This window comes from Pseudoalteromonas sp. 0303, assembly GCF_013349995.1.
Classification (GTDB): Bacteria; Pseudomonadota; Gammaproteobacteria; order Enterobacterales; family Alteromonadaceae; genus Pseudoalteromonas.
On the sequence record NZ_JABVXF010000011.1, the window covers coordinates 37,530 to 55,096 of the forward strand.

The following is a 17,567-nucleotide window of genomic DNA, read 5'->3' on the forward strand; positions in this document are numbered from 1 at the left end:
AAGTAATCCTGCTAAAATAATAAAAACCCGAATATTAACCATTTGAAACCTCATCACTCATTCGTCTATCACTAAAGCGACCTACGAACTCAACTCTGTAATATTCACGGCCTTTTGAAGTATATTCACGTGGATTACCAGGCGTGATAAATTCATCAGTTACATCTGCAAGAGCACTACCTAACGCTCTATAAACAACATCAATAGACTCACCTTCCCCCATTAATGATGATTTCATGATAAGAAGCTCTAAACTGAAATGATAATTTGGTAGATTATTTCGTGATTTTGTTTCCCTACTATAATCAATCGTTTTCACGACTATCCTAGAAGGGTATTGTGAGGCAGCGCTACCTACAGCACGAATAAGCAACTCTAAATTGTCTGTATCAAGTTTTTTAGCTGCTTGCTGTCTTAGGTGTGTATCTCTCGCTTCCCAGATTGCAACTTGAGAGCTGTTACGCCCCTGATTGTCCAAACCATCCACTTGCTCACTCAACGTGATGTATTTTTGTCTCTCTGCTTCAAACCGTTTGCTATAAAGCTTATCAGCAGCCAATACGAACGCAGGCCCAATAAAAACAGAAAGCATCGTCAAAACAACAACACCTATCGAGGCTTTTGTATTAGCATTTTTAGTATCAAGTAAAGGGAGCTCTACAGCGCTTTTTAATAGATCGGATTCAGGAAGTTGAAAAAGTCTTTCGCGCAACAAACTCGGCCAAACATCTACGTCTTCCAATCCAAGTACGCTATCACTATAGATATATGCATTATGGTTAACAGTGGACATGGCAAGTTTGTAATTATCTAGTGCATCATAGAACTCTGTAAGAAATGCATTTCGATGTTTTGGTAGCCCCTTGTATGAGCGAAGGGCAGCCACTTTTTTATTTGTTACTGTCCATACTTCAACATTAACTGTTGGATGAGACTTTGAAGGAACTGCGTGACATAAGATAAAATTATTTTCCGTTTTAGAAATAACATCTATGCGTTTAGCTAACCCGACCGATGCTATAACTGCTGATTTTTTATCTTTAAACTCATCCTTTCTGATAAATTGCTTATAGTAACCGTAAGTAGAGCCGGTCTTCTTCTTGTCGAAGATGCTAGTTAAATCCTGCCAAGCATACATAAGTACGCTAATATCTCGGTTTTGACCTAAAATATTACGCATGTGTTTTTGCTTAAGAGGTAGAGCCCCTTGCTCAATAAACCCTTCATGCGTTTGAAACCCTTTTTTTGATGCTGAAAATTCTGTAATAACACTTTCACCACCAAGCATTGCACCTGCTTTAACAGCCTGCTTTTTCTTTGAAGGAATAAAACTAAATAATTTAGAGAGCATTGCTACCTCCATATATATTACTGAATAGCTTGAAGACAATAAAACCTACTGGAAGCGCAACGAGGATAAGAGAAAGCGCTTCTACAATTGGCTTAGTTGACTCAACTGCCGCCTCATATTCTTCAATGAAAGTGTCAGCTGCATCGCTCATTTTTTCATCCCAATCACCAGACGAACCCGCTGCATTGACATATGAAAGGTATAAAGGTGGTAAATCAGTGCGCTCATCATCCTTATCCCACCCTTCTGCTGAAGTCGCGACTGACCAATCTTTACCTGTACCAACATCAACAAAGATTTTATCTATTGCCGCTGCGTTATGGTCATTTAAGACTGACTGAAGGGATTCTTTAATTTCGAGTATTGGAATGCCTGATCTTGCCATTAGAGATGTAAAGCGACACCAAGTACCTATTTGGCTCATATTCATTAGTGAGCCAAAGACCGGTATTTTCCCAACAAACAGACCAACGAATGAAGCAACAGATTTAGAGCCCATTAACTTCACCAAAATAAACGCCACGGTGAGCATGACTACAGGGTACGACCACGCATTTTCTCTGACAAAAGCCCCTACAGTGCCCATTGCCTGCAAAAAAACATCATTATTTTGATCCCGTTGCGCAAGTTGTGAAAAAATACCTTGCGCAAGAAACATCACAACCCCCACCAGCACGACTAAACTGACCATTGGCATACCCAAAGACTTTTTCATCTGTCTTTTGGTCAGTCGCTGAAATTTTGCAATTTTTGATAGTTCCTTAAATGCCTCTTCTAATCGTCCAGCTTCCTCGTTAGCGCGAATTATTGATATTGTTTTAATATCGAATAAACTTGTTCTCTCAACCCCTGCGGATAAAGTACCTCCGTTATCGACAACTTCTTTAACGATTGTGAACTCTTCCCTGTACTTTTGTTTACCGTTGAAAACCATCGCATTAATGGCATGCTTAACACCATTCGCTTTGATGTTTGCCGCTAGAAGCGCGTAGACGTCCGGTTGATCATCAACACTAATCATATAATTACCCCACCTCATTAAGCAGTGACTGTATTGACACATCACCACGCTCTAAACCATCTAGAATGCTATCGCGCATATCAACATCCGGGTTTTCTGTAACCCGCGAAAAACGAGTTGAGTCTCTAAAGTCAAGAAGCTGCATTTTTCGTTCACGGTTTAATGTAAAAACACCAAAAACAGGTACTCGACCACTCACGCATTTTCCGCTGCATTCTGAGCAAACCTCGCTGTTGGTAGATACACCGCTAGATATCATTACTTGCATCGTAGATAGACGGTCAACTTGCTTATTGCTTAAAGTGTATTTTTCTTTTAAACCAGCAATTTGAGATTCGGTAACGCCTTTTAGTGCACTGCATTTTTTGCATGGAGATGCAAGCAAGTTGGTATTAAAAATACACGTTAATGAAGAAAAGAATTGCACTAAATTGGCAGGACTGGACTCTAACTTCGCAGCTAAACGAATAAGGCCATCTTCAGCTGATGTTGAGTGAAATGTCGCAAATGTTTTATGGCCTGAACTCGCGATATCCCCAGCGAAAATAGCAGTCATAGTGTCACGAACCTCACCAATGAAAACTTTATCTGGATCTTGACGTAGAAAAGAACGCAATATGCCTTGCCTGACAGTTAATTCATCAAGCTCCCCTTTTTCAATCTTCATCCTTGCAGCATCTGTTAACTGTATCTGAACCAAACCCTGGGATACTTGCTCGATAGGATCTTCAAAAGACAAGATGCTTTCAGTCCCGCGACTTAGCTTGGTTTGTTTATCAAGTATCGCCCCCATTAACGTACTTTTACCTGAACCTGTTGGGCCAGCTGCAAGGACCAATCCATGATCAGCTTTTAATACGCGGTCTATGTGCTCGATGATGTTTTTCGGTACATTTAAATCGGCAAGTGAGGCGGTAAAATCTTTGATTTCCCATATACGTAAAACAACCCGAACCAACTCCTTCCCTGACGCATCCTTTACCCCCAACGGCGCGAATTCAGGGCGCATTTTTATCCGCATAACACCCGTTTTGTTTTCGTAATCAAACGCCATTCCTAAAACGGGTCTAGTGATAGTCCGACCAACTTCACCAGCCTCACTCGCAGAGTGAAGATAGCTCACCATTTCTCTAAACGTTGAATGCTTTATATTTAATTTCGCAGCTGATTTATGCTCTGCCACGTTGGATAATTTTCCATCGACGCGGATCTTGATTGAAACACTATCATCATTAGGCAAAATAGAAGGATCACAGTGTATATCTGTACCACCTAACTTAATTGCCTCGTTAAATAATGCAGCCCAATTTTTAGCTGTACTGTGTTGGTTCAAGTCTTGTTCGTATAACGTTTTTGAGCCATTTTCGGTAGTGGAATTACCTGATGAACTTCCTAGTTCAGAAATAATCGTGTCTTCTTCTGTTAAAAAGTAATACGTATTATCTTCACCGAATGACTCTGCAACATTGCGAATACGTGAACGGACCTGCGGGCCTAGTTGCATGAACTCTTTAAGCTTTTCTTCAGTGCCAAATCCAATATACAAAGCTTTCCGCTCATTGATATTGCATACGAATGGAATACAAACAGACGACTTACACTCATCAACAAAGTCTGGATCACTTAATTCAGGAATCACTTCGAGGGATAACTGTCTAATCTGTGGCATAGAAGCTAAATAAGGAAGCTCTAACAAGACAGAAAGCACTTTATTCTTTGCATCTTGAATTACTTTTTCGTTAGGTGTTTGCTCGAATATCCATCGGGCAAATGGGCGTCGAGCGTTTTTGTCAACCTTCAAATGGTCTTCTAAAAACTGATCGCGCCTTTGTTCGTTTAACAGGCCTTTTTGAATAAATACATCACCAGTTTTTAGATTTTCAGCGTTAATGCGTTCTAAAAAATTAATTTGCTCTTGCATAAAATCAGGCAAAAAATGAAACTCTTGAAAGCCCCACCTCAACACGCATTCATTAAAAAAATCTGTCATTTATTAATCTGCTTTAGTCATGATATGTGAAAAGATAAGAAATGAATCACCCGCAGAGTCCTTTATGTTAGCTGACTCAACGTATACAGCTGCCTGTGAATCAGACAACACTTGATACATTACGGGTGTTCCATCGAGTGCGTATAAATCACTGCAAGTTAAAGCAGCGCCATCAAATTCAAACACGCCGGAACACATTGGGAAACTTCCCACATACCCAACGGCATCCACTAAACTTATAGTGTCGTCAGGCGCAAGGTTTTGGCCAGCTGACGTAGTCAACGGTAGCGAGTTTGATGAGTAAACTAATCGCTGCACTGTTTCATCCAACGATTTATAAATACGCGTTCGTAAATTTGATAATGTTGAAATAGAGGTGGTTTGGTACCAATAAACATCTTTTGGTGGTTTGTAATCACCTTGTTCTGAAAATGCACTAGTGCCAATTTGATTGTTATCAAGCACATCATCATCAGCATAATTACTGTCAAAGCGTTTATGCCAAACAAGCGCTTTAGAATAAACTATCCCAACATCATCTTGTCTAGATGAAGCTACACCGATTCTATCAATGTTTAATGACTTTAACGGTGCATTACCTGTGTAATCTGCCAATTCTAAAAGCGTGACCGGCGCTATGTATTCATTGCTAATATATCGCTCAACTGCACGAGACACCTCAATCAATTCTGATTGAAATGATTGTTCGTACAAATCACTTACTCGCGTTTCAACTCGATATTGAATTGTCATTCCGAGTGTAGAAATGAAGCCAAAAAATACAATGAACATCATAGCCACCGGCATATATTACACGCCCATTTTACGTATAATTTTAAGCGTACTCACACCACCAGACGAGGCTGTATGCTGAATTGTACCGGATGTGTCTGCTGACGATAAATCACAAGTGCCGCTATACGCTTCAAATTTAGCTAATAATTCACATACTTCAGCATCAGCTGTCTGCGAGTATTCTACCGATATTTTCCCCGATGGCTGGCTAGTAGATAAGCTCATCACCGAAGAACCTACTTTATACGCCCCCTTACCCCCATTTGTTGGAGCAGTCGTAATTTGAACCATATCTGACAAACCAGATACGGTCGTTCGATTAAAGTTGTTTTGTTGAGCCGCCACAATGGCAACATCACCACCAACACACATATCCAGCGCATCATTGCCGCTGTTGTAATTTGGATTAGCTAACACATTAGATCCCCAACCTAAGTTGGAATGTACATTTAAAACACATGTTTTTAATGCATCAGCTGTTTTCATTTTCAGAAGCGCCGATGCTTTACTTGTGCCAGATATTGATGACGGCAACATAAGTGAAAGTACAATTCCTAAAATAGCTAATACAATCATCAACTCTAAGAGTGAGAAGCCTCGTTGCCTTGTATTTCGGTTAATTTTCTTCATGGGAAATCCTTAGTTAATTTAAATTGGAAACAAAATATTGTTGTTGTTACTCATATCAGGACTTGCGCCCCGACTAATGAATCGATTAATGCGAAGCGCCCCAACATGAGGTGCAGTATCGGCTGTTGATGCATCAACAGCGGTTAAATCAAAGTCAGCGCAATATTCAACAGCTCCGCCAAAGAGCGTTAATCCGTAACTTGCCTCTAATCCCACAATTGAAAGCACGTTGACATTGGCACTACTCAAGTCATACCACCCATTAATGCATCCACCATTAACTGTGGGATCACTGCCAGAGTAATCGGGGGTCGACGGGTGTGTAGAGACGGGTAAAAAGTTAGTGTCCACATCAGCATTATTTGCTAGAACAAGTTCGTGCTTATATTCTCTAATTTTTTGCTGTACCAACGTGACACGTTCTACAGAGCTTGATGCCAGCCCTTGTAAGACTTCGAGATTGTTGAATGGAATTGCTTTATCAATTACCGAGTTTGGGGCCCACCCTGTTTGAGTGTATGCCGGTGTTTTCCATGACTCACCTGTATTGCATGTTGAGCCTTGAGGACAATTTGTTTGAACAACGACACCCGCCCTAAATTCAAGGACTAGATTAATAGCAGATGGTAAATTCAAGGTTGCTTGGTATGTCGTTGCATCTAACATCAAGCCACGTACATTTTTAATAGACGAACTATCATAGTTAGATGCTGACGCTGTACGTTGCGTGTGGCTCTCAACATAATTTACAAGCTCAACGTTACTTGTATCAATTGCACAAGAATAACAATCGTCCTCTGTATATGAGGACAGCAACTGGCCGTTATTATGAATTGCAGCAAATTTGATATGTGCGTCCGCAATAGCACGTAATTCACTGTCATTTTCCAAGTCACGTTCAATTCTATAATAGCCCGCAATTTGATTACTCAAACCTGCAGAAGCGGTGGCTGCTATCGCCAATATAGCCAGCGATAACAACATTTCAACTAATGTAAAACCGTGATTATTGGCGATACTCATATCAAACACTCGCAGGCACTACTTTTGCTTGGAGCAAAATATAATAAGTTACTTTTTCTTTTAGACGTTCTGAATTACCGAATAAAGCACCTAAATATGAGTCTTTTAATCCTGATGTACCGCCTATACTATTTGAAAGTCGTGTTTGTGTGCGCCCTGCTGCAATCACCAGTTCACCAGGTTTAAGCTTAGGGCTTACTTTAAATTCCATTGTGTCAACGTTTTGGTAATAGCCTTTTTGTACGTCATCACCAATAACATTTGTTATTTCTTTATTTTCACCAAGAACACTAAGCTTGACATCAACTTTGGTTTTCACAGTACCGCTTACCATATCCAGCATTGGGAGTACCGTGATAACACTACCTATTTTGTAAGGGATTAAGTCGCTACTTGTTCCTCCGCCAGTGGTCACACCGTCAGAAGTTACCGAATCATTTGTAGATAACTGCTGATTAATGCGATTTTGCACATCAGACAATGTGATATCTTCACCATGGAACGCCTCACCTTCAAAATTACCTATCGTTCGAATATTTGCGTTATCTTCTGTGTACGCATTAAATACTTGCCAAGTCTGGTCGAGTGATTGAATACCAAGCATCGAGCTCCCAATCATGTTGTCTACACCAGCAGAGAACCATGTGTTTACACCAGGTTCAGTAATGCTCACATTATTGTAGATATCATTGGACACTATGCATCTGTAGGAGTGTGTACAATAAGGAGCAAGTGCAGCAACATCCAACCCCTTTTGTTGGCGCTCCGTTTCTGTTTGAGCAATTATTCGGCCTTTGATCACGATTTTTGAATTCATGAGCAGGTCGATTTCTTTAAGATATTTTTGAACGCGGTCTAAAGTATGCTTAGGCGCTGACACGTATATATGACCAGTACTGCGGTTGATAGATACAACGCCTACCTTGCGCTCTACTGCACTTGTTTGATTATGGGCGGTAGCATTTGAAGTAACTCTTGGTTGGTACATTTGACCATTAGGGCCATCTACTAACTGGAAATTATCAGCGCGAGGTTCTGAACGGTTGCCGGAAGGTAGAACAAGCTCTTTAACTAAAGCATTCAAAAAGCTTTCTGTGTCGTCCCAAAATGCAGTTTTAATCTCTGCCAAAGACGATAAAGTATTAACATCACTGTTGCCAGAACCGTTCGCTGAGCTACCACCTGAACTACCACTTGAGCCTCCGCTTGAGTTACCTCCAGCGCCGCCAAGATTAGCCTCAGTTTCCTTTGTCTTGTTAACGACAAATTGGCTCAACGTTTTTACTTCATTTGGAATATTCAAGCGATATTCGAATGATGGAAGTCCGGTAAGTACTGCGTATGGTCTTCCCTTTCCATCATCGACCATGTGATAGCCAATCCCTAAATCATACGTAACCATATCAAGGGCGCGTCTTGCACTGGCATTCTTTATCGAGTAATTGAGTACTGATTGATCTAAATTGACACCGTTTTGAGCTATGACGTTTAACCCTTTTTTCTGAAACATCTGAATAACAGCACGTAACGTTGCCCCATTCTTCATCCCGCCCATGTTGATGTGTGTTGTATCAAACACATCTTTGTTTGCAGGTGAACCAATAAAAGCCTCATATGAAACTTTTGGTGTATTTAAAACCGCATAGTTCTTTGTCTGTTTAATTTTTTGTATCTGCGCTTGCTGTTCCTGCATTTCTTTATCAAATTTCTCGTCTGGCTTTATAGCAATGCAACCAGCAAGCGATAAACCGAGAGTGCTTAATACAATAGTGTTTAATAAAGTTTTATTCATTATTTTGATTTCCTACAGTTTTCAAACACATCAGGGCCACGATATTCAAGTGTTACTGTGTTAGTCATTGGATTAAATGTTGAGAAAAATGAGTATTGTGAAGCGTAGTAAGTCAAACGTTCATATTTATCTTCAAAATTTGACTCAGGAATAACATATGAGTACCTTTCCACTAAGTCACAAGGAATATACAGAAAGTCAACATTGCTAGCAGGAATGCCAAGTTCTTCTTTTGCAATGCGAATGATATTGTCATTCACTGTGCCTTTTCGAATTTCAACACCCGTCGACACTTCACCCGCGTTAACAGTTTCAGGTTCTGAACTACTCGGCATAGCACTACCTTCAATGGCTCTAGTAGATGGAATTTTGTAAACATCTCTCTTTGAGTCTTTCGCTGGAGTTTCGCCTTTAATTGGCAGAACATTTGAAGATAGAGGGTAAACTTTAATGACTCGCCCTTTCACGTTATCAGGCTGTGCTATTGCACTACATGACACAGTAAACAAAGTCACACAAAATAAAGAACGGAACATTGGTAAAGTAACCCCCACATAAATTTATACCCACGCGAAAATGCGATGAAATACTGAATAAATGAAAATTTACGTAATGGTTTAATACCATTCAATATAAAAGTGATTATTTTAATAAATAATTGAAAACGCCTATTGACGCGTTTTTTTTGGCTTTAAAAATGTGAATATTTCAGTAAATAAATGTGGATTTTTATTGTTTGATGTGATTTTTATGTGTGGAAAAGCTGCGTATAAATGCAGCTTTAAATTATTGTAATGATGTCCTTTCATAATACCGGATAGAATCATCGATTATCGCATCGAGTATATGAGTAGGGGTTTCTTCTTGTTCATCGGCTATTGATGTATTACTGAGTACTTGCTCTCTCCTGCGCCTATCATCTATTTCATCATCTAAGTTACCGCTTGGATAAAGTTCGACAAGTAGTTGTCTCGCAGTTTGAGAGCCGAGCTTTTCTATGAGCGCATCTTTCACAATAGTGTCATCTCTGGTCGATGTCGTAGCCCATAAAAAAGATGGGCCATACATAGAGTATAGAAACAATTCCCACCGTGCTTTATCGGTTTCAATAAGTGTAATAACCGTGGAGCCATCTTTATTTGGCCTTCGCATGCTACTGCGTAAGCGCTCAACAAGATTTGATGGTAGTTTAAAATGATTCGTTAAAGACGCTATGTTCGCCTCATTACCGCGACCAAGAATTACAACATCAGTTGCAAGTTCAATCATATCTTTAGGGAAGTCGGTACCTCTTTGTGAGGCAAGTATAACGTCTACTTTCCACTTTCTTCCCTCACGGATTGATAATTCCTGCAATTGCATTGCCATTGGATCGCCCTTGAAGCGATGCATTTCATCACCGCTAAAACGTTTCGGTGTTCGCTCTATAGAGGCAATGATTTTAGTATGAATAGCTTTATAATCGAATGGGAATAACCCAGAGCTATCTGATGTCATTTCAGATAAATGTTCTTTACCGGTAAAGATCCGTTTTGTAAGCGTAAAATACGCAAGGAAATACATAAGACGCAAACGCCTAACAGCACTTTCGCCAACGCCTTTACCAACCTCATCCAAATCAAGACTCACTATGCGTGATGAACCAATATCGAATCGAGTAACGCCAGAAAGAATCGGGTATTTATTCAGTGCAGATGTCAATTTACGCTCAATATACCGGCACATTGTCTCACTAGTATTATTGACCGTTAGCTCCTCAAAGCTGTTTGCTATACGTGGATCTGAAACGGTGGATATAACATCCTCCATCACTGGCACTGCATATCTTTGCGCAATGGCGGCACCATGCAACTCACCATGCTTTGAAAGAAAATCTACAACATCCCACCACTTTATTGAGCGGTTATCAACATTAGCCGATTCAATATCTAAAGCCTTTAACAGCTCATCAACTCTTGGGGATACATTAGGTCTATACTCATAGGCCGTATTTCGTTCGGCTCGGTATTTATACACCAGTTGAATTATCTGTGTAATGACATCAGCAACACCTTCAGGGGCAACGCCAGTGTCATCACCTATACACAGCATTGTTAAGAATGTCTCTAAGTAGGCAATTTGGTTTGATAAGGGATATCGTAAACCTATCGGTGTATCAAACGAGTTGATGGCTGACTCAGCACGATTTTGAAGTTTCTCATACACTACCTCATGCTTTCTATGCTTTGGCAGTGCATCCCTAACCATAGAGCAAAACCCTTTCATCCCTGGACCGATATCTATATTGAGTATGAATGGTAATTCATCATTATCTGGATGCAGCAACAGAGAAAAGTGCTCGCCATTTAAATGAACTGTTTTACCGGAACCCATAGGCCCAACGATGAATTTTACCCACGCCAGCTGTTGTTTTGAATAAGGCATATAAGACACTATTCGCCCTGTATTAGTGCGATATAGTTTTGAACCCTTTTCCCAAGCAGAGCCCATTCGTGCAATTGGAGCCATTTTTAAAGAATCGTATAGTGGGGCTGCAGCGGCATCTGCTACCGAACCCAGCATTGTTCCTCCTATGCTAGATAACATGCTCTCGGCCTCATCTCCTTCAACTGCGGCCACATCACAACTCCCCCAGCTTGCAATCTTTCTGGCTAAACTATGCTTACGCTGACGAATCTCATTAAAATCATCAATATTTCGACTCCATGTACAAAAGGATATCTGCGACGAAACTATTTCCTCACCAGCCAGCGAAAGCGCTTCTAGATCATAGTAACATTGACGTAAACGCTTATTTGATTCTGAACCAGTAAATGACAAAAACTGCGCTAGCATCACTTTCATACCGAAAACCCCCATGCCATTATGTTTCATCAACATATGCATTCTAAACGGTAATCTTGATTTATAAACACTGCCAAATAAGGCATCAAATGGCTCTGGTTGTTTAGGGTGCGTTTCCATACTCAGGGGGGCATAATATACATCCCCGCTTCTTACAATGCCTTCCTCATGATCCACCATCCCTCTCGGCATTAGTTGATCAGCAAGTGGCTGATGAAACATACCTGATAAATCGGCATCATTATCTGAAAGTACCTTCATTGAAATGGGATCGCCAGGTACCCTTGGTGACCAATTATCTGGCGTGAAGGTTTCGTCAATATTAATTCTAATATCGCGTAAGAAAGAATGAGTGTCTGATATGGTTGAATAAATTCTGACATTGAGCAAATCACTTACTAATTGCTCGCATGCAGCAAGGTGCTTTTCGTAAAAGTCTGGTGCAACAAATGTCACTGGCTGGGCTTTATTATGCCTTGGTGTGCCTGCCATAAACTCATTTCGGCGCTCTGCATGGAGTTTTTTCTCATTACGAGTGCTCATATGAACGTTTGTCCACACGAGCAAGTAAACACTTTCCTCTTGGCATTTTTTTGCGTGAACATCATGTATTTCTTTAATGATATCTTCTAAATCTAACTCTAATTTTTTTGCTGTTTCTAAAGCTTGATTTGTCCACGCTTTCGCTAAAGCCTCATCTACGTTTTCAGGGTCCGATTTAAATGTCCATGAAAAAAAGTGATCTTCGCTTAATATTAGCGATTTAAAGGAACTTTCTAGTGAGTCTAAAATATCAACATATTCTTCATATCGTATATCGCGTGTAGAGCCGTGAACCTTGATTGCTGTTAGTAAAGTTCCGTCACGCATGACAAGTGTGTTTTTGCCCTCAGTCGTTACAATATCAATAAAGCTTCGAGGATTAACATGCAAGAAACTATCATTAACCCTTTGAAACAAAAAATCAAAGTTAGAGGCAATGCTTTCAAATATATTTTTTTTATACGCTAGTTTCATAAGTCACTTTAGATTTTATATGGCAAGGAGGTGTAGCTTGTATCAAGCCAATATTGAATGATGTGAGAAAAGACTAGATCGTTTGGTAAATAGCGAATACCACCAAATACTTTATTCCCTTTTTCAAGCAGCTCTGGCGGTGCAAACTTGTACAGCGACACATAGCCACCCATGTAGTTATTTTCGATTTTTAAAGCTGGGATGTTACTGACTCGTTTTATCAGCAACTCAATATAAGACTGTTTCAGTTCATCTATGTAGGCAAGTAGTGGTCTATTTGGGTGTTTACTTTCATGTAAGGCAAGTGCATATATGTCCCGTACTTTTTCAATGATTTTACCTTGCGAAACTTCAGGACAGTAGACAAGACAACCATGGTTATACTCAAGCTTTCCATTTTTTAATGTCACCGGCCTTGATAGCATTTGACTTTGAGCGCATAGCAAACATAGTAAGTATAGTTTTCCATTTACTGTTACAAATTCCATTCCCGCTGTTGGCACTTCTTTAGTTGGTACCGCTTTGAAGCCACAACATTGGCACTTAAAATCAAGAGCTCGCATGCCTTTGTATTCATTCCTTGTTGGAGTTGCTGTTAGGAAAGCTGCAGAGTTATGTAATTTTTCTGCTTTTGGATAGAAAGTCATTAAGGAAGCCTATAAGGAGTGAGGGCTAGTGGCGAACATTAAGTTGCCACCAGCGTATTTATGGCAACAAAAATACTTTAGCTGCCAGAACCTTGAACGATTGCTTTCAGACTGTCAGCTGATTGCGTTGTGCCTGTAGCTGTATTAGATACAACCGCTAACCAAGTCCACAATCCAATCAAGAAAACCCCAGCACCTAAAGACATCCACAACTTACCTTTGCTTTCTTGTTGATTGTCGCGTGAGTTGAACAATTTGACGCCTGCAAAAGTAAATAGGATCAAACCAATGAAACCCGCAGCTTGCACCCAACCATCGACAGCCTGAGCAGATTGAGTACCTGCTTGTTTAAATAAAGATGCAGCATCTGTTACGCCACCACCTGCGCTCGCATCTGCATAGAATGACACAAAGCTGAGTGCCACTAGCGCTATTAATAATAGTTTTTTCATAATTACCTCTGTTTGTTAAAAGTTGATCTTTAGTAAAATTTATTGTGTTAAGTTTTCTTTCATCTTTGTGTATGAATCACTGACTCCAAATGTCCCTCCTACAATATCCACAGACACTTTAAAGTTAGCTAACGTCATACCGATACAAATTGCCGCAGCTGCCTTTCTCTTAATACCAGGCTGGTTGTACTTAGGTGCTTCTGACATTTTCATCCAACCTGCAATAAAACCAAACCAACCAAAAGCCATAATGATTATTTCTGCTGAGTTAAAGAGCATTAATGAATCATTAGTAGCAGTAAAATCTCTACCTACAGTGTCAAAAACAGCGCCCATTTTTTTGCCATAAAATGTGGCTGATGTTATATCCATCCACCGTTGAATATTTATCAAAACCGGCGATATAACCAAGCCAAACCAAGCAGTTGCTTTAACTCCCTTTTCGTTGCTTGTACTTTTTAGAAGCGTCGTTCCTGAAATCGTAAAGATAAACAAACCGAAAACGATAATTACAACTTTAAACCCCTCCATTATCCCTGGGATTTGTCTTGTAAATGCCTCTATGACGCTGTAAAAGTCCATTAATTATTTCCGGCTAATTGTGCAGTGTTGTGTGCTTACCTTTCTTGCAGCTACATCAACGCTAATAACAACACCACAATTAGGAATTTCTATCCCTTCAAATACTCGCAAGTTCTTGCCTGTACTTGTGTTGTAAATTTGTGTGAAGCGTTCGCTTGCTATCTTTAACACCCAAGAGTGAGTGCTATTCCAAGTGATTTTTTCTGCTGCGCTCTGACTTGACGGCTCGCTACTATCTGTACCTGCAGGTATAGCCTTCTTCTCGCTGTCTTTTTTTAACTTTTGAACCTCTAAATAGGTAGCCCAGTTGCTATTTACTAATTTTTGTACTTCTTTCTTTACCTCATCAAGTGAAGAAATTTGTTCTTTCAAAGTCTCCGTTGTAGAAAGGACATTCCCTGTATAGGCATTCAGCGCATCAAGCTCTTGCTTGAAAGCATTTAATTGGCGGTCATAATCTTGATTATTTAACGCTGTCGGAATTGGTCTATCGGCTATTTGATTTAACATAGCGATGCTAGTCCTTTGCTCATTCTGAACACGCTCAACATCTAACATGGAGCGTTTGATAGCATTTAAATCATTATGTGTTGGCAGTGAGTCAATTTTGGTTAGCATCTCCTTTCGCAATTGCGAAACAGCCAATTCCAGCTGGCTAACAGTGACAGTTGGCTCAACCCCATTATCATCCTTATAAGTTTTCCCAAAAAAAGCAGGGATTGAACTGGTGGCACCAGGTTTTACCGGTTGCAATATACTAAACAGCCCATACCCAATAGCCCCAGCAAAAGCGACAGCAAGTACAATCTTAATTCTTGATTTTTTATCCCTGCTAGGTACCTTTACCTGAGTCGCTTTTTTTCTGTTTTTTTCCTTTTTACCTGTATTCATTTTAGCTTCAGGCTGCTCATCATGACCATCGTCGTCTTCGCCATCTTCCTCTGGTAGAGAACTTAAAATTTCATCATGATTTTCATCACCCTCACCACGCTCAGCTTGAATTGCTTGGAGTGCATCTGGGAGTTCTTCACTTTTATTATGTTCTGACATATTGCAGCGCCTAAATATTTAATGTGTATATTATTGTTAATATGCAAATGCCATTTAAAGTTATATTTTGTAAAATATTCACTTTTTTGTGCCCTTTTTAATTACAACATCTTCAAATAGAAAAATACCGACCTCTTCGCCATACGCGATCGTACCCGTATAAGGTCTATTCACATTTTCCATAAACACACTCGCTAACGATTCACCCAATGGTTCTGTAGCTCTAATCATTAATTCTTTACCGTCAAGACCTGAGTAAGAAACAACTTTACCTTCTTCATCGTATGTATCAGTTCTATCTCTTGATTCACCAACCGCTATTGCTGCACCTTGAATAAGTGAAGCGAACGTAAGGCCTCCAAACCGATACCAATAATGCTTGTCAATATCACCATTCACACTTGCACTTCTGGTAGTTGGGTCAACTGCAAGCGCTTGAACTGGGTAACATTCTCTTTTTTCAGGGCAAAGACTCGTAACTGCGATAACAATATGATCGTATTTAAGGGCAACGACACCTTGGGCAGTGCCTCGGTATAGAGGGTGTGTGTGAGGTAAACCCATGAGATTGAATACAACACGGCTATCTAAGTCTGTATTTACTGTCATTTGGTTTGCACCATATAAAACAGTACCAGATTGTAGTTTCAATAAATCCCCGCCAAAACTCGATGAAGCCTCACTTTTAGTAGCACTTCCAGTTATGTGATTTTGAGAAGGGGTCGTTGAACTAGACTCTGAATTAACTTTATTGTCTGTGTTTGCTTGTTGTGAAAACGTTGCAACTGACGATGATGGTTTTGCCTTAAAATCACCATCATACTCTGACAGTTTCTGCTCCATACTTTGATATATCGCAGCGTATCGTCTATTTAGTCGAATGATCTCTTTATCCGTTAACGTACTTACGTCAAGTATTTTTGCAAGTTCAACTTCAGGTTCACCTTCTGAGCTAATTACCTCTTCATCTGCTTGAGTAGGGACATCATTTTTAAAACCACTATTGTTTTGTTCTTCTACTTGCTGCTTTTGCTCCGAGATAAATTCTTTTAACTTGCTGTTGGCGTCACGTTCAACTGGCACTTCACCTTCTGGGATTTGAATCAGGGTACCGTCTTCTTTCGTGAAACCTTTACTCGTTAGAATGACTGCTTGACTATCTTCAAGAATAGGATTGCCTTGTGCATCGATGAGCGCACCGGTATTAGTTAGGTTTAGTCTACGACCTTGGTATCTAAGCGGGTAGCCATTAGCATCTACAATTTCATTGTTGTCGTTAACAAACGCTTGCTTTCCTTCAATGAGGACCGGTTTACCTAGCCTATCTACTAATAGCCCTCCTGCGGTTTTATACAATCCATTACCAAGAGATGTTAATTTCCCCCCATTGGTAACTCTAAGCCCTTGGGGATCTAATGAAACGCCTTCACCATCTTGTAATACTGCACCCTTAGCAGGCATTCCTGATCTATTTTTCAGCTCTCCATTGTTTGTTAAAGCCACGACGTTACCTTCGGCATCAGTGACAGCTACACCGTCAGTTGTAAATAAACGTCCTCCTTCACCTACTTTTACAGGCTTGCCATTAAAAGTGATTGGTTTACCTTGATCATCAGTTAATAATCCATCACGGGTCATGTAAATATCACTGTTGCCTACGCGTCTCATTACAGGTCCATCAGCACCACCATGGAGGTATTGACCATCACCATTTTGCAATAAAATACCTTCAACAGGCTCACCATTTACATCAACAATATTCCCTTTCTCGTTCATGTAAATTGGGTCACCATTTTGATCTAAAACTGCATTACCATTCTCATCAAATAGTTGACCGTTCTTACCTCTCCTTAAGCGTTTTCCTTTGTATGTAATGGATTTACCGTTCTTATCAACTAATAAACCGTCTTTAGTTGATAAGATGCCAGAATCACCTAGCTTAATTAATTTATCATCCGAACCTGCCTTAAGTAATTCTCGACCCAATTTAGATTCAAACTCTAATCCATCCAAAGAAGCTAACTTGCCGTCAGGTGTAACAATCTCACCATTACTATTGAGTGATAATGGCTGACCGTTTTGATCTGTTAATAGCTCGCCGTTTTCATCGTACAAACGGCCATCAACACCCCTAACAACCTTTTTGCCTTTGTAATAAACTTGATTGCCGTTTTCATCTTGTAATGCACCATCACGGCCAACACGGAAACCTTTATTTGAAGTGATTTTCTTCAGTTCCCTATTTATAAGATCATTCTTACTAGATATGTCTTCAATGCCAAATCGATCCAAAGAAGCTAACTGACCATCTGGTGTTACAATCTGACCTTTGCTATTGAGTGATAATGGCTGACCGTTTTGATCTGTTAATAG

At 40.0% G+C, this 17,567-nt stretch carries 14 protein-coding genes; all 14 read right to left on the reverse strand.

Annotated features, from left to right (window positions below; all coding sequences use genetic code 11):
- Positions 1-34: 34 nt before the first annotated feature.
- Positions 35-1,351 (reverse strand): hypothetical protein, encoded by a 1,317-nt coding sequence (locus HUS62_RS09445; RefSeq protein WP_175079307.1) that lies wholly within the window; start codon positions 1,349-1,351, stop codon positions 35-37.
- Positions 1,341-2,372, reverse strand: coding sequence for a type II secretion system F family protein (locus tag HUS62_RS09450; RefSeq protein WP_175079308.1), 1,032 nt, complete (start codon positions 2,370-2,372; stop codon positions 1,341-1,343). The genes HUS62_RS09445 and HUS62_RS09450 overlap by 11 nt, the downstream gene beginning before the upstream one ends.
- A 4-nt stretch (positions 2,373-2,376) precedes the next feature.
- Positions 2,377-4,362, reverse strand: a complete 1,986-nt coding sequence (locus HUS62_RS09455) for an ATPase, T2SS/T4P/T4SS family (protein WP_175079309.1) — start codon at positions 4,360-4,362, stop codon at positions 2,377-2,379.
- A 3-nt stretch (positions 4,363-4,365) separates the two neighbouring features.
- On the reverse strand, positions 4,366-5,154 hold the full coding sequence (locus HUS62_RS09460) for a hypothetical protein (protein ID WP_175079310.1): 789 nt from the start codon (positions 5,152-5,154) through the stop codon (positions 4,366-4,368).
- An 18-nt stretch (positions 5,155-5,172) separates the two neighbouring features.
- The gene (locus HUS62_RS09465) at positions 5,173-5,787 is read right to left on the reverse strand and encodes a type II secretion system protein (RefSeq protein ID WP_175079311.1); all 615 of its coding nucleotides are present in this window, start codon (positions 5,785-5,787) and stop codon (positions 5,173-5,175) included.
- A gap of 18 nt (positions 5,788-5,805) precedes the next feature.
- Entirely contained in the window at positions 5,806-6,810 is a 1,005-nt protein-coding gene (locus tag HUS62_RS09470) for a prepilin-type N-terminal cleavage/methylation domain-containing protein (protein WP_175079312.1), read from the reverse strand.
- 1 nt (position 6,811) lies between these two features.
- Positions 6,812-8,602 (reverse strand): hypothetical protein, encoded by a 1,791-nt coding sequence (locus tag HUS62_RS09475; protein ID WP_175079313.1) that lies wholly within the window; start codon positions 8,600-8,602, stop codon positions 6,812-6,814.
- Positions 8,602-9,138 (reverse strand): hypothetical protein, encoded by a 537-nt coding sequence (locus tag HUS62_RS09480; RefSeq protein ID WP_175079314.1) that lies wholly within the window; start codon positions 9,136-9,138, stop codon positions 8,602-8,604. Before HUS62_RS09480 ends, HUS62_RS09475 begins: the two co-directional genes overlap by 1 nt.
- A gap of 250 nt (positions 9,139-9,388) precedes the next feature.
- Positions 9,389-12,316, reverse strand: a complete 2,928-nt coding sequence (locus HUS62_RS09485) for a hypothetical protein (protein WP_175079315.1) — start codon at positions 12,314-12,316, stop codon at positions 9,389-9,391.
- Between the two features lie 155 nt (positions 12,317-12,471).
- Positions 12,472-13,110 (reverse strand): hypothetical protein, encoded by a 639-nt coding sequence (locus HUS62_RS09490; protein WP_175079316.1) that lies wholly within the window; start codon positions 13,108-13,110, stop codon positions 12,472-12,474.
- Positions 13,111-13,187: 77 nt separating this feature from the next.
- Positions 13,188-13,562: a hypothetical protein gene (locus HUS62_RS09495; RefSeq protein ID WP_175079317.1), complete on the reverse strand. Its 375-nt coding sequence runs from the start codon at positions 13,560-13,562 to the stop codon at positions 13,188-13,190.
- Positions 13,563-13,601: 39 nt separating this feature from the next.
- Positions 13,602-14,144, reverse strand: coding sequence for a hypothetical protein (locus tag HUS62_RS09500; protein ID WP_175079318.1), 543 nt, complete (start codon positions 14,142-14,144; stop codon positions 13,602-13,604).
- 3 nt (positions 14,145-14,147) lie between these two features.
- Positions 14,148-15,194, reverse strand: a complete 1,047-nt coding sequence (locus HUS62_RS09505) for a hypothetical protein (protein WP_175079319.1) — start codon at positions 15,192-15,194, stop codon at positions 14,148-14,150.
- A gap of 78 nt (positions 15,195-15,272) precedes the next feature.
- A partial coding sequence (locus HUS62_RS09510; RefSeq protein ID WP_175079320.1) for a DotG/IcmE/VirB10 family protein occupies positions 15,273-17,567 on the reverse strand: 2,295 nt, incomplete at its 5' end.